The sequence below is a fragment of the Pseudomonas sp. 210_17 TE3656 genome (assembly GCF_054821965.1).
Map to the genome: position 1 here is coordinate 1,859,786 of NZ_JBTRBC010000001.1, position 14,074 is coordinate 1,873,859.

Annotated in this window: 9 protein-coding genes; 5 read left to right on the forward strand and 4 right to left on the reverse strand. The window is 61.6% G+C overall.

Annotated features, from left to right (window positions below; translation table 11 throughout):
• Positions 1-39: 39 nt before the first annotated feature.
• Together ACVI9W_RS08900 and ACVI9W_RS08905 are read right to left on the reverse strand one after the other, a co-directional pair.
• Positions 40-381, reverse strand: coding sequence for a PA4575 family protein (locus ACVI9W_RS08900; RefSeq protein ID WP_038614813.1), 342 nt, complete (start codon positions 379-381; stop codon positions 40-42).
• Between the two features lie 159 nt (positions 382-540).
• Complete coding sequence (locus ACVI9W_RS08905) at positions 541-2,979, reverse strand: Lon protease family protein (RefSeq protein WP_461529782.1); 2,439 nt, start codon at positions 2,977-2,979, stop codon at positions 541-543.
• A 279-nt stretch (positions 2,980-3,258) separates the two neighbouring features.
• Here ACVI9W_RS08905 and ACVI9W_RS08910 point away from each other — a divergent pair, with 279 nt between their 5' ends.
• The 4 genes from ACVI9W_RS08910 (at position 3,259) to ACVI9W_RS08925 (ending at position 6,732) form a co-directional block, all read left to right on the forward strand.
• Positions 3,259-3,747, forward strand: coding sequence for a DUF3015 domain-containing protein (locus ACVI9W_RS08910; RefSeq protein ID WP_461529783.1), 489 nt, complete (start codon positions 3,259-3,261; stop codon positions 3,745-3,747).
• 76 nt (positions 3,748-3,823) lie between these two features.
• Complete coding sequence (locus ACVI9W_RS08915) at positions 3,824-5,677, forward strand: Lnb N-terminal periplasmic domain-containing protein (RefSeq protein WP_461529784.1); 1,854 nt, start codon at positions 3,824-3,826, stop codon at positions 5,675-5,677.
• Between the two features lie 133 nt (positions 5,678-5,810).
• The gene (locus ACVI9W_RS08920) at positions 5,811-6,167 is read left to right on the forward strand and encodes a hypothetical protein (RefSeq protein WP_422420955.1); all 357 of its coding nucleotides are present in this window, start codon (positions 5,811-5,813) and stop codon (positions 6,165-6,167) included.
• Positions 6,168-6,234: 67 nt separating this feature from the next.
• Positions 6,235-6,732 carry a GreA/GreB family elongation factor gene (locus tag ACVI9W_RS08925; protein ID WP_461529785.1) on the forward strand — a complete coding sequence of 166 codons (498 nt, stop codon included), beginning with the start codon at positions 6,235-6,237 and terminating at the stop codon, positions 6,730-6,732.
• On the opposite strand, the gene gdhA is transcribed toward ACVI9W_RS08925, so the two are convergent.
• A complete protein-coding gene (gdhA, locus tag ACVI9W_RS08930; protein ID WP_422420958.1) occupies positions 6,729-8,066 on the reverse strand; it encodes an NADP-specific glutamate dehydrogenase in 1,338 nt (445 codons plus the stop codon). The two genes, ACVI9W_RS08925 and gdhA, sit on opposite strands and share 4 nt — an antisense overlap.
• A gap of 211 nt (positions 8,067-8,277) precedes the next feature.
• Positions 8,278-9,942, reverse strand: a complete 1,665-nt coding sequence (gene ettA, locus ACVI9W_RS08935) for an energy-dependent translational throttle protein EttA (protein WP_461529786.1) — start codon at positions 9,940-9,942, stop codon at positions 8,278-8,280.
• A 268-nt stretch (positions 9,943-10,210) separates the two neighbouring features.
• On the opposite strand from ettA, the gene ACVI9W_RS08940 reads away from it, so the two are divergent.
• On the forward strand, positions 10,211-14,038 hold the full coding sequence (locus tag ACVI9W_RS08940; protein WP_461529787.1) for a bifunctional diguanylate cyclase/phosphodiesterase: 3,828 nt from the start codon (positions 10,211-10,213) through the stop codon (positions 14,036-14,038).
• The last annotated feature ends 36 nt before the right edge of the window (positions 14,039-14,074 follow it).

The following is a 14,074-nucleotide window of genomic DNA, read 5'->3' on the forward strand; positions in this document are numbered from 1 at the left end:
CAGCGCCGGGCGTTGTTGCGGTGCCTGCGGATCGACGCTTCAGGTTTCCGGGTTGAACTGGAAGTCGCCGACGTGATGGACACGCTCACCATTGATCCGGCGTAACTGGGCCTGCAGATGCACGCACCAGATCTGCGGATCGTCGGCCACCTGATAGCCATGCAGGGTCAGGCTGTCGACAATCGCGTCGAGCACCGACTCGGCCACAAACGGCCCGTGAAAAGGCCCCTGGGCTTTGATCGCGGAAGGTTGCTCGCCAGCCATGCCGGCGGCAAATAAAAGGGTCCACATGCCGTTGTCACCGGCCAGTGGGCGAATGCTGCATTCAATGCGGGTCACCAGGCCCAGGCATTGGCGGGTGAGGCTGAGGCTGCGCGGCATGGCGACGATCCTCGGTAAACCCTGGTTCAGCCCTGCGGGCAAGGCTGTTTCGATCCTGTAATGACTACGATCCCTGAATTGAAGAATAGAAGAAATCCGCTGCCGCGTGGAAAAACCGGCGCCCAGCGGTCATGACCGCTGCGGCGCCGATTATTTGACTCAGGACGACTTCACCTGAGCCAGGGCTTGCTCGGCATGCTCTTTCTCGGCCTCTTTGAGCTCCTCTTCGCTGATCATCTCGGCGATCACCCGCAGACGCTCTACCACGCGGGCGTTGACGCTGCCCTCGGGGAATTCGCCTTCGGCATCCGGCTCACCGGCCGGCTCGCCGACCAGCAGGCTCAACGCCTCGTCAGCCTGGCTGACCGCATAGACGTGGAACATGCCTGCACGCACCGCCTGCAACACGCGCTCGTCGAGCATCAGCGTGGCGACGTTGGCACGCGGAATGATCGCGCCCTGCTCGCCCGTCAGTCCGCGGGCCTCGCACAGGCGGAAGAAGCCTTCGATTTTCTCGTTGACCCCGCCAACCGCCTGCACTTCGCCGAACTGGTTGATGGAACCGGTGATGGCAAAGCACTGCTTGAGCGGGGTTTTCGACAGCGCCGAGATCAGCGTGCAGGCCTCGCCCAGCGACGCACTGTCACCGTCCACGTAACCGTAGGACTGCTCCAGGGCAATACTCGCGGAAATCGCCAGGGGGAACTCCTGGGCATAACGGCTGCCCAGGTATCCGGTGAGGATCATCACGCCTTTGGAGTGAATCGGCTGACCGAGGTTGACCTCACGCTCGATATCGACAATGCCGCTGCCACCGGGATAAACCGTGGCGGAGATGCGCGCGGGGATACCGAAGGCCGAATCACCGACTTCCAGCACGGTCAGGCCGTTGCACTTGCCGACCGCAGCGCCTTCGGTGTCGATGAGGATGATCCCGGCCAGCATGTCGTCGAGGATGCGCTGCGAGACCCGGCCGGTGCGGGTCGCCTTGGCCTTGAGCGCCCGTTCGATATGACCGGCATCGGTCATCTCGTCGTTGGCCAGGTGACGAATGAAATCCGCCTCGCTGACCAGCTGGAACAGGTCGCCAATACGCGCCGACAAACGCCCCTGATGTTCGGCCAGGCGCGCACTGTAGGTCGCCAGACGCGCCACCGCATCGGCGCTCAGCGGTGCCATGCCCTCCTCGCTGGTGCGGGTCTTGAGCAACTGGGCGAACTGCTCCAGGCTCTCGTCGACCATGGGGATGTCTTCGTCGAAGTCCACCAGCACCCGGAACATTTCCTGGAAGTCCGGATCGTGGTCCTGCAAGGCGTAGTACAGCTGGCGCGAGCCGATGATCACCACCTTGATGTTCAGCGGCAGCATCTGCGGGTTCAGCGTGACGGTGGCCAGGCGGCCATATTCACCGAGCGGCGACTCCATCTTCAGCTTGCGCGATTGCAGGGCGCGCTTGAGCGCATCCCAGACAAACGGCTCACCGAGCATCTTCTCCGCTTCGAGGATCAGGAAGCCGCCATTGGCCCGGTGCAAAGCGCCGGGGCGCAGCTGGCGGTAGGTGGTGTAGAGCGCGCCCTGGTCGGTGCTGTATTCGATCCGGCCAAACAGGTTGTCGTAGGTCGGGTGCGGCTCGAACACCACCGGAGCGCCACCACTGACGTGATGGCCGACCACCAGGCTTGGTGCGTATTGCTCTTCCAGCAGCTTGCGCGCCTGGGCGTCAGTCTTGCTGTCATCGACCAGTTGCTCGACCACGGTACGCAGCAGATAAACCTGCATACCCTGCAGGTAGGCACACACGGCAGCATTCTCGGCGTACTTTTCAGACAGCGGCGCAAGCAAAGGCTGGAGCGCCAGGGTGATGGTTTCTTCGTTCAGTTGGCGCAGCTGATTGTTCGATTCGCGCTTCCACTGCGGCAGGCTGGCCAGCTCTTCATTGAGGCGCTCTTCAAGGACGGCGATATCTTCATGGAAGCGCTCGCGCTCGGCCTCCGGCAACTGGGCGAATTCCGCCTCGTCGAGCGCCTTGCCATCGGCCATCGGCGTGAAGGCGACGTTGCTGCTGTCGCGGTACAGGGCCACGTCCTTTTCCAGCGAAGCGCGCTCGATGACATCCAGGGCACGGTCATAGCGCTGATTGAAGGCGCGGTCGATGGCGCTTTTCTTCTGCTGGTAGGACGGGTGCTCGAACACCGCCGGGAAGGTGGCCAGCAGGTTGTCGATCAGACCGCCGATATCGCTGATGAACGCCCCGGCGCTGCCCGGCGGCAGTTCCAGGGCGCGCGGCTCGCGCGGCTCGTCGAAATTGTTGACGTAAACCCAGTCCGACGGCGTTTGCAGGCGCTTGCCTTCGGCCTTGAGGTAACGTTTGACGAACGAGAAACGCCCGGTGCCGGGCTCACCCATGACAAACACGTTGTAACCGGGACGGGGCATGGCGACGCCGAACTGCAAGGCTTCGACAGCACGTTCCTGGCCAAGCACACCGCGAAAAGGCTCCAGATCATTGGTGGTGGAAAAGGCGAACTGTTCGGCGGAAAACGGCCGGGTCAAGGCTTCTGGCGCAAGACGCAGGCTCGCAGCGACAGGATCGGGCATCGGGCTTCCTTACTTCGGCGGGGCAGATGACGGCATTCTGGCGCCGCCTGCCCGCGCCTTGCAAGGCTCATCAGCACAATATGTCGCAGGGTCGAAAACCCGCGCCAGATCAACCTTCCTCAGCAATTTTTCGCAATAAATCACGGAACCCTTAGATCGTGCCTAAACTCCATTACTGCGCGGCTGGGTAAACAACCGACCCGCCCCTGGCAACTCTGCTGACAGACATGCCAGACAACCCTGACCTTTGCTATCGACGACTAGAAAGAGAACAAAGCTATGAAACGGATTCTTCTGGGTACTCTGTTCACCGCGGTTTCCCTCAACGCCATGGCCCAGGCCCCTGGTGGACCGGACTGCGGCTGGGGCAACATGCTGTTCGAGGGCCAGCGCGGCACACCGGCCCACTTCCTCGCCTCCACCACCAACGGTACATCCGGCAACGCTACATTCGGCATGACCTCGGGCACCAACGGCTGCTCGACCAACGCGGCACTGACCTATGGCGGTAAATCCTGGTTCGCCATGAACGGCATGATGAACGAGCTCTCCGAAGACATGGCCAAAGGTCAGGGCGAAGCGCTGACCACCTACGCCGTGGTACTTGGCGTCGCCCCGGAAGACCGTGCGCACTTTGCCGCCGTCACCCACCAGCACTTCCAGGAAATCTTCAAGACTGCGGATGTGACTGCCGAAGACGTTCACAGCAACACCCTGGCGGTACTCAAAAGCGATCCACGCCTGGCCAAATACGCGCCCCAGGCTTAAGCTCGGCCCACCCGCCCCAGGCCGGGGCGGGTTGTTTCCTGCCTCTATCGGCATCATTCAGACGTAGTTGCCCGACATGCTCAAACGCCTTGCCTACCTGGCGCTCTGTGCCTGCGCCCCGCTGCAAGCTGCTCCCTCGTTCGATGACACGCGCCTTGCGCAACTGGCCGCCGACCGTTACTGGATTTCCCTGGGCCACTACGAGACCGCCAAGCTCGGCGGCTGGCGCAGCTATGTCGATGACCGGCGCTTCTTCCTCGCCGAGGACGGTGCCCACCATCCCGACCAGGAGCTGCGTGCCACGCTGCAGGCCCTGTATGCACCGGCCAGTCTGGGCGACAAACATGCGCAATGTGTATTCCCGGCACGCACCCGCTGGCTGCGCGAACAACTGCAGCTCGATGACCTGCCGGCGCCGGACTGCAAGGAATACACCCAGTGGTACAAGGACGTCTCACCGCACAGTGCGGTAATGATCTTCCCTGCCGCCTACCTCAACAGCCCCTCGTCGATGTTCGGCCACACTCTGCTGCGCATCGACCAGGCCGACGTGCAGAGCAACGAGACCGCCCTGCTCAGCTATGCGATCAACTTCGGCGCCTACATCGAAGGCAACGACAACAGCATCCTCTACGCCTGGAAAGGCCTGATGGGCGGCTATCCGGGACTGTTCGCGCTGGTGCCGTACCAGGAAAAACTCTCCGAGTACCGCAGCCTGGAAAACCGCGACCTGTGGGAATACCGCCTTAACCTGACGCCGGAAGAAACCGGGCGCATGGTCGAACATGTCTGGGAGCTCAAACAGATTCAGTTCGACTACTTCTTCTTCGACGAAAACTGCTCCTACCGGCTGCTCGAATTGCTTCAGGTCGCCCGGCCGGGCCTGGATCTCACTTCACAGTTTCCCCTGACCGCGATTCCCACCGACACGGTCAAGGCGGTCAAGCAGTCGGGCCTGGTGGAACGCATCGACTATCGGCCGTCGCGCGAGCGCGAATTGCTGGAGCGCGCCAAGCCGCTGGACGCCGCGGAGCAGCAACAAGTGCTGGCGGTCAGTGCCGATACGGCGCACCTGCAAAGTGCCGAGTTCAGCGCCCTGCCGCGCGAGCGCCAGGCGCTGGTCCAGGATGCCGCCTACCGCCTCGAACGCTACCGCGCCAACGGTCAGGAGCGCGACCCGGCACGTACCCAACGCAGCTTCGAGCTGCTGCGGGCGATCAACCGCAACCCGGCGCCAGAACTGGATATCGAACGCCCGGGCCTGCCTGAAGATGGCCACCAGTCACGTACCTGGCAACTTGGCGTAGGTACCCGCGAAGACCGCGCCTTTGCCGAATACGGCTTGCGCATGGCCTACCACGATCTCAACGACAACGCCTATGGCTTCCCCCTCGGCGCACAGATCGAGATCCTCCAGCTCAAGGTGCGCCAGTACGAGAACAACGACTGGCAGGTCCAGCGCCTGGACCTGGCCACCATCCGCTCGCTGACGCCGCGCAACGACCTGCTGCAACCCTGGTCGTGGCAGGTGACCGGCGGCCTTGAGCGGGTGCTGGGCAAGCATGACGATGAAGTGCTGGTCAGCCACGTCAATGGCGGCGCGGGCGGCACCTGGCAACTGGCCGACGAAATGCTCGGCTTTGCCCTGGGTACGGTGAGGGTCGAACATAACAACGACTTCGCGGAGTTCATTGCTCCGGCTGCCGGCTTCAACACCGGTCTGCTGTGGCGCAATCCGTTGGGCAATCTGAGTGTCGAGGCGAAGGCCGATTATTTCACCAATGGCGAAGTGCGCCGTAGCCTGAGCCTGAACCAGCAGTGGGAGCTGTCCCGTGACCTGGGTTTGCGCCTGAGTGCCAAGCGTGAATTCAGTCAGCTGGCGACGGCGCAGAACGAGGTGATGCTGGAGTTGAAGTGGTACCACTACTGATCCTATCGCGGGGCAAGCCCGCTCCCACAAGCACTGTGGGAGCGGGCTTGCCCCGCGATAGCTTCACACCGTTTTGACGCATCACCGACAACTGCTCACCTAGACTTATCCACAGATTGCGGAGAGTCCGAAGATGCAGCGGTGCGGGTGGGTGCTGGGCGTAATGATGTTACTTACAGGTTGCCAATCAACCCACGAACAATTGATCAACCAAGGCTATCCACCCGCCTATGCCGATGGCTTTCAGGACGGCTGCAGCAGCGGTCGCCAGGCAGCCGGGGTAATGGCCGGGGATTTTCGCAAGGACGTGCCCCGCTACCTGCACAATCGCCAGTACGAAACCGGCTGGGACGACGGTTTCCGCCAGTGCCATGCCATGCAGGAAAACCAGGACTTGCAGGACTACCGTGCGCGTCATTGGGATGAACGCGACGAACAGTGGCAGGAAGAGAAAGACCGCGATGCGGCGCGCGCCTACCGACGTAAATAGGTCGCGAACGGACAACCCCGACACCTCTTGATCTGTCAGCATGGTCTCTATGCATAGGAGGCCATCAATGAGCCGAGCATTCGTCAACGAAGACCAGGCTGCCGCCCAGGCCGACCAGCCGGTGGAACGCAAGATCAGCGAACAGCCCAACTACGTCACTGCCCAGGGCCTGGCCCAGTTGCAACAACGGCTAGTCGAGCTGCACGCCCTGCACAGCGAATTGCAGGCCCAGGGCGAGCACACCGACAAGCAACGCCTGGCCGACACAGAGCGCGACCTGCGCTACTTCACTGCCCGCGTACAGAGCGCCCAGGTCGTTGCCAAGGCGAGCGCATCAGACAAGGTGCAGATTGGCAGTCGGGTGATTTTTATCGATGAACAGAACCAGCAGCACCAGGTGCAGTTGGTCGGTGAAGATCAGGCCGATGCTGGCAAGGGCCTGATCAACTGGGGCTCACCACTGGGCCGGGCACTGCTGGGAGCTGCGCCCGGTGACGAGGTACTGTGGCGACGACCGGCAGGGGATCTGTCGATCGAGATCGTCGCCATCGAGCCTGAGGTTTAGACCACGCCCTGGGCCAGCATGGCGTCGGCAACCTTGACGAAGCCGGCGATGTTGGCGCCTTTGACGTAGTTGATCCGGCCGTTTTCCTCGCCATAGTGCACACAGGCGTGGTGGATCGACTGCATGATGTTGTGCAGTTTGCTGTCCACTTCGCCAGCGGTCCACAGCAGGCGCATGGCGTTCTGCGACATTTCCAGGCCGCTCACCGCAACACCGCCAGCGTTGGAGGCCTTGCCCGGAGCGAACAGGATGCCCGCCTCGATAAAGATATCCACAGCGTCGAGAGTGGTCGGCATGTTCGCGCCTTCAGCCACGCAGATGCAGCCGTTACGCAGCAGGGTGCGGGCGTCTTCGCCATTCAGTTCGTTCTGGGTGGCGCACGGCAGGGCGATATCGCATGGCAGGTTCCATGGCGTCTGGCCCTTGCGGAACTCCAGGCCGAAACGTTCGGCCAGCTCGCTGATGCGGCCGCGCTTGACGTTTTTCAGCTCCATCAGCGCATCCCACTGCTCGTCGGTCATGCCGGCTTCGCAGAACAGGGTGCCTTCGGAGTCGGACAGCGAGATCACCTTGCCGCCCAGGTCCATGACCTTGCGCGCGGCATACTGGGCAACGTTGCCGGAACCGGAGATCGCCACGCGGCGACCGTCGATGCGCAGGTCCTGACGCTTGAGCATCTCTTCGGCGAAGTACACGCAACCATAGCCGGTCGCTTCCGGACGGATCAGGCTGCCACCGTAGGTCATGCCCTTGCCGGTCAGCACCGAGGTGAACTGGTTGGCCAGACGCTTGTACTGGCCGAACATGAAGCCGATCTCGCGAGCGCCGACACCGATGTCACCGGCTGGCACATCCAGATCCGCGCCGATGTGGCGGTACAGCTCGCTCATGAAGGCCTGGCAGAAGCGCATGACTTCGGCATCGCTCTTGCCCTTCGGATCGAAGTCCGAGCCACCTTTGCCGCCGCCCATGGGCAGCGAGGTCAGGGAGTTCTTGAACACTTGCTCGAAGGCCAGGAACTTCAGCACGCCGAGGTTCACCGAGGGGTGGAAACGCAGGCCGCCCTTATACGGGCCGATGGCGCTGCTCATCTGGATACGGTAGCCGCGGTTGACGTGGACCTTGCCCGCGTCATCAACCCACGACACGCGGAACAGGATTGCCCGCTCAGGTTCGACCATACGTTCAAGAATGCCGGCCTGAAGGTAATGCGGATTGGCCTCAAGGAATGGCCAGAGACTGCGCAGCACTTCTTCGACTGCCTGGTGGAACTCAGGCTGGGCAGGGTCGCGCTGTTTCAGGCGCGCAAGGAAATCTTCGACGGATTCGATCATAGACACTTCACCAGATAGAGATTTGGACTTATTGGTTTTTTTCCAGACTCTACCAAGAACCAGTCGCACCGGAACAGAGCGAGATGTCGTTTTTATGAAATTAAATGGTGCATTTGTATAAGTGTATACATTCTCGGGGCAAGCCCGCTCCCATAGCCCCGCGAAAAAAAACGGGACCCGAAGGCCCCGTTTCAGTGCAAAACCCGAAGGGTTATGCCAGTTTTTTGTGCCGTACCCGGTGTGGCTGGGCAGCAGCTTCGCCGAGACGCTTCTTGCGATCGGCTTCGTACTCGGTGTAGTTGCCTTCGAAGAACACCGCTTGCGAATCATCTTCGTAAGCCAGGATGTGGGTCGCCACACGGTCCAGGAACCAGCGATCGTGAGAGATCACAATGGCGGCACCCGGGAAGTCCAGCAGGGCTTCTTCCAGCGAACGCAGGGTTTCTACGTCGAGGTCGTTGGACGGTTCGTCGAGCAGCAGGACGTTGCCGCCCTCTTTCAGGGTCAGGGCCAGGTGCAGACGGCCACGCTCACCACCGGAGAGGTCCTTGACGAACTTCTGCTGATCGCCGCCCTTGAAGTTGAAGCGACCGACGTAGGTCCGCGACGGGATCTCGTAGGTGCCGATACGCAACTGGTCGGAACCGTCGGAGATCTGCTGGAACACGGTCTTGTTGCCATCCAGGTCTTCGCGGCTCTGGTCAACGCAGGCCAGTTGCACGGTTTCACCGATCTCGATGCTGCCCGAGTCCGGCTGTTCCTTGCCCATGAGCATGCGGAACAGGGTCGATTTACCGGCACCGTTACCGCCGATCACGCCGACGATGGCGCCTTTAGGCATGCTGAACGACAGGTTGTCGATCAGTACGCGGTCGCCATAGCCTTTGGTGACGTTCTTGAATTCGATGACCTTGTCGCCCAGGCGCGGACCGGCCGGGATGTAGATCTCGTTGGTTTCGCTGCGCTTCTGGAATTCCTGCGACTGCATTTCTTCGAAGCGTTGCAGACGGGCCTTGGATTTGGACTGACGAGCCTTGGCGCCTTTGCGCACCCACTCCAGTTCTTCCTTCATGGCCTTTTCGTGGGCCGACTGCTGCTTGGATTCCTGGGCCAGACGATCAGACTTGGCTTCCAGCCAGCCTGAGTAGTTGCCTTCGTACGGAATACCGGCGCCGCGGTCGAGTTCGAGGATCCAGCCAGCGACGTTGTCGAGGAAGTAACGGTCGTGGGTAATCGCTACCACGGTGCCCGGGAAGTCGTGGAGGAAGTGTTCCAGCCAGGCGACGGAGTCGGCATCCAGGTGGTTGGTCGGTTCGTCGAGCAGCAGCATGTCGGGGGCCGACAGCAGCAGACGGCACAGCGCCACACGGCGCTTTTCACCACCGGACAGGTGTTCGACCTTGGCCTCCCACGCCGGCAGGCGCAGGGCATCGGCAGCGACTTCCAGCTGGCGCTCGAGGTTGTGGCCGTCGCTGGCCTGCAGGATGGCTTCAAGCTTGGCCTGTTCGGCGGCCAGCTTGTCGAAGTCGGCATCCGGCTCGGCGTAAGCGGCGTAGACCTCGTCCAGACGCGCCTGGGCGTCCTTGATCACGCTGACCGCTTCCTCGACCACTTCACGAACGGTCTTGCTCGGGTCCAGCTGCGGTTCCTGTGGCAGGTAACCGATGTTCAGGTCCGGCATCGGACGGGCTTCGCCGTCGAACTCTTTGTCGACGCCAGCCATGATCTTGAGCAGGGTGGATTTACCCGAGCCGTTCAGGCCGAGCACGCCGATCTTGGCGCCGGGGAAAAACGACAGGGAGATGTTCTTCAAGATTTCCCGCTTCGGCGGGACAACTTTGCCCAGCCGATGCATGGTGTAGACGTATTGAGCCATGGAAAAACCTAGCGTCAGAGACGAAAAAATGAGCGCGAAACAAATGAAGGGAGCCGCAGCCCCCAGGAAAGGGCCAAAGCTACCGCAATGCGCCTTGTTGGGCAAACCGCCGACGAACAGGGCTGGCACTTTGCCACATTTGCGGGCATGCTAGCCGCCCTTCGGGCGTCAGGCTTATAGTGCGTGACCAGAGTAGCCGCCAGGGACCGTGGCGCTTGCAAGCCAGCAGCTCTAAACCTGCCATCCAGCCATACCGCAGGATCATCGCTTGACCAATCTCACTCAGCCGACATCCCTGCGCACGCCGTCCAGCGCACCCGGCTCTGCATTACGCGGTTCTCTGAAAAGCGCGCTGGCTCTGCTGGTCCTGCTGTTGCTCGGCTTGCTGCTCTGGCAACTGGTCGACCAGTACCGCCACACCCAGGCCGACCAGTACCAGCACAGCCTTAATGCCAGCGCCGAACTGGCCGATCACATGGCCCTGAGCATGTCGCTCAAGGCGCAGGTGGCCCACAACATTGTTCAGCCTTACCGTTCGTCGCCAAGCCCTGCGCAACTGCCGGATATCCTCGCGAAACTGCAGGCCCGACTGCCGGCCTTGCAGAGCCTGGTGTGGATCGATTCCCAAGGCAAGGTGCTCAGCGACAGCCTCGGCGCCACCCCGGATCGTCATGTTGTGGATGAGCTGCTGCGGCTCAACCAGGGCCATGACCATTACTACAGCAACAGCGCGGACAATCGTCTGATCTACCTGCTGCTGCGCCAGCCGGGCGATACCCCGGGTTACTGGCTGCTGCGCCTGGGCCCGGCCTACTACAGCGAACTGACTTCACATCTGGACCGCCCCAACCACCCGTTGTGGCTCCTGGAAAACAGCCGCACCGGTGAGATCATCAATCGCCATCAACCGGCGCCGGGCAGTGACGAACCGCTGCAAAGCGTAATGCTCGCGTTCCTCGACAACAGTACCTGGCAACTACGCGGCCTGTTCGATGCAGGATTGGCCCGCGAGCAACTGCTGCCGGCGCTGATCGGCAAGTGTCTGCTCGGCCTGTTCTGCGCCCTGCTGCCCTTGCTTGCCTTGATCAATATGCGTCGCCGCCACCGCATGCTGCAGGAGAGCCGTCGGCGCTATCACGATATTTTCGAAGGCACTGGCGTTGCCCTGTGCGTGCTCGACCTCTCCGGCTTGCCTGTGCAGCTGCAGCGTCATCGTCTGCGCAGCCGCCAGGCCTTACAGCAACGCCTGGCCTTCGACAGGGCACTGCGGCGGGTCTTGCTGCAGGAACTCAAGGTCACCGAGGTCAACCAGGTGGCCCTGCAACTGCTGGGGGTCAACTGCTGCGATGCTGCCTGGAACTGCCTGGTCGAGGGCACGCAAGCCGGTATCGAAGGCATCGGTGTGCAACTGGTTGAAGCGGTGCTGGACAACCAGCAGCAGCTGGAACTGGAAGTCCGCCTGCCGATCGCCAACGGCCAGGACCTGCACCTCTGGCTGATGGTGAAATTCCCCGAGCAGCGCCGCGACTATGAAGCGGTGATCCTCAGCATCAGCGACATCACCAGCCGCAAGCAGGTCGAGCTGTCGTTGCTCGAGCGCGAAAGCTTCTGGTCGGACGTCGTGCGTACGGTGCCTGACCAGTTGTACGTGCAAGATGTGCAAAGCAAGCAGATGATCTTCAGCAACCGCAACCTCGGCCAGACGCTGGGTTACCACCGTAGCCAACTGGCACAGATGGGCGAACGTTTTTGGGAGATCCTCCTGCACCCGGACGATGCCCAGCTGTATTGGCGAGTTCGCCAGCAATTGCTCGACACCGGCGGTGTCGAGCAATTGCATTGCCAACTGCGTTTCCGTCATTACGATCAACGCTGGCGGCGCTTCGACATTCGTGAGCAAGCCCTGACCCGCGATGGCAACGGCGTTGTCACCCGCATCATCGGCGTTGGCAAGGACGTGACCGACCAGATCGAGGCCAGCGAGTCGCTGCGCGACAGCGAACAGCGTTATCGCATGCTCGCCGAAAGCATCAGCGATGTGATCTTCTCCACCGACAACCAGTTGCAGCTCAACTATGTCAGCCCATCGGTACAGGCTGTGCTGGGCTATGAGGTCGACTGGATCTTCGACAACGGCTGGCATTCGACCATTGCCAACCCTGCGCAGTTGACCGGCATTTATAATCTGGTCGAACGCGTCAATCGGGCCTTGAGCAACCCTGAGCAACTGGAGCAACTGCGTACTCAACTGCCCAACCAGCTGTTCCTGTTCGATTGCCTGCGCGCCGATGGCCGCAAGATTCCGATCGAATTGCGCCTGGTGCTGGTCTGGGACGATCAGGAGCGTTTCGAAGGGATCCTTGGGGTCGGCCGCGACATCAGCCAGCAGCGCCGCGCCGAGAAAGACCTGCGCATGGCCGCCACGGTATTCGAACACTCGACATCGGCGATCCTGATCACCGACCCGGCCGGTTATATCGTCCAGGCCAACGAAGCGTTCAGCCGGGTCAGCGGCCATGCCGTGGCCGATGTGCTCGATCAATTGCCGAGCATGCTGACTGTGGACGAACACCAGGAAGCGCACCTGCGCTATGTGCTCAAGCAGCTCAACCAGCGCGGCACCTGGGAAGGTGAAGTGTGGCTCAAGCGTCGCAATGGCGAACATTACCCGGCCTGGGTCGGCATCACCGCAGTGCTCGACGACGAAGGCGACCTGGCCAGCTACGTGTGCTTCTTCACCGACATCAGCGAACGCAAAGCCAGTGAGCAGCGCATTCACCGCCTGGCTTATTACGACGCCCTGACCCACCTGCCCAACCGCACCCTGTTCCAGGACCGTCTGCATACGGCCCTGCAGCAGGCTGACCGGCAAAAATCCTGGGTGGTGTTGATGTTCCTCGACCTCGACCGCTTCAAGCCGATCAACGACTCCCTCGGCCATGCCGCCGGCGATCGCATGCTCAAGGACATGGCCGAGCGCCTGCTCGACTGTGTCGATGATGATGACACCGTGGCGCGCATGGGCGGTGACGAGTTCACCCTGTTGCTGCAACCGCGGGCGACTCGGGAGATGGCCCTGAACCGCGCCATCAATGTCGCCGAGCAGATTCTTGGCAGCCTGGTACGACCGTTCGTTCTGGAAAACCGCGAATTCTTCGTCACCGCCAGTATCGGCATCGCCCTGAGCCCGCAGGACGGCAGCGAACTCAGCCAGCTGATGAAGAACGCCGACACGGCCATGTATCACGCCAAGGAGCGCGGCAAGAACAACTTCCAGTTCTACCAGGCCGACATGAACGCCAGCGCCCTTGAGCGCCTGGAACTGGAAAGCGACCTGCGCCATGCCCTGGAGCAGAATGAATTCATTCTTTATTACCAGCCGCAGTTCAGCGGTGACGGCAAGCGCCTGACCGGTGCCGAGGCCCTGCTGCGCTGGCGTCATCCGCGTCGCGGGCTGGTGCCGCCGGGCGACTTCATTCCGGTGATCGAAGAGCTGGGGCTGGTCGTGGATGTCGGCGACTGGGTGCTCAAGGAGGCCTGCCGCCAGCTCAAGGTCTGGCATCAGGACAAGGTGCAGGTGCCCAAGGTCTCGGTGAACATCTCGGCGCGGCAGTTCTCCGACGGCCAGCTCGGCACGCGGATTGCCACCATCCTCAAGGATACTGGCTTGCCACCGGCATGCCTGGAGCTGGAGCTGACCGAAAGTATTCTGATGCGCGAAGTCAACGAGGCGATGGTCATCCTCGACAGCCTGAAAAAGCTCGGCCTGAGCATTGCGGTCGATGACTTCGGTACCGGCTACTCGTCACTCAACTACCTCAAGCAGTTCCCTATCGATGTACTGAAGATCGACCGCACCTTCGTCGATGGTTTGCCCGAAGGCGAGCAGGACGCGCAGATCGCCCGGGCAATCATCGCCATGGCCCACAGTCTGAACCTGGCGGTGATTGCTGAAGGTGTGGAAACCCACGAGCAGCTGGAGTTTCTGCGCGAACACGATTGCGACGAGGTGCAGGGCTACCTGTTCGGGCGGCCGATGCCGGCCAACCAGTTCGAGGCGCAGTTCAGCAACGAAACCTTGTTTATGTTCGAGTAGGTTTGCAGCTTGTCGCTCATGAGCCCCATTTGTCTG

Excerpts from the sequence above, each read along its gene's own strand:
- ACVI9W_RS08920 (WP_422420955.1), top strand. The coding sequence starts at position 5,811 with ATGCAGCGGTGCGGGTGGGTGCTGGGCGTAATGATGTTACTTACAGGT.
- ACVI9W_RS08910 (WP_461529783.1), top strand. The coding sequence starts at position 3,259 with ATGAAACGGATTCTTCTGGGTACTCTGTTCACCGCGGTTTCCCTCAAC.
- ACVI9W_RS08900 (WP_038614813.1), bottom strand. The coding sequence starts at position 381 with ATGCCGCGCAGCCTCAGCCTCACCCGCCAATGCCTGGGCCTGGTGACC.
- ettA (WP_461529786.1), bottom strand. The coding sequence starts at position 9,942 with ATGGCTCAATACGTCTACACCATGCATCGGCTGGGCAAAGTTGTCCCG.
- ACVI9W_RS08915 (WP_461529784.1), top strand. The coding sequence starts at position 3,824 with ATGCTCAAACGCCTTGCCTACCTGGCGCTCTGTGCCTGCGCCCCGCTG.
- gdhA (WP_422420958.1), bottom strand. The coding sequence starts at position 8,066 with ATGATCGAATCCGTCGAAGATTTCCTTGCGCGCCTGAAACAGCGCGAC.
- ACVI9W_RS08905 (WP_461529782.1), bottom strand. The coding sequence starts at position 2,979 with ATGCCCGATCCTGTCGCTGCGAGCCTGCGTCTTGCGCCAGAAGCCTTG.
- ACVI9W_RS08925 (WP_461529785.1), top strand. The coding sequence starts at position 6,235 with ATGAGCCGAGCATTCGTCAACGAAGACCAGGCTGCCGCCCAGGCCGAC.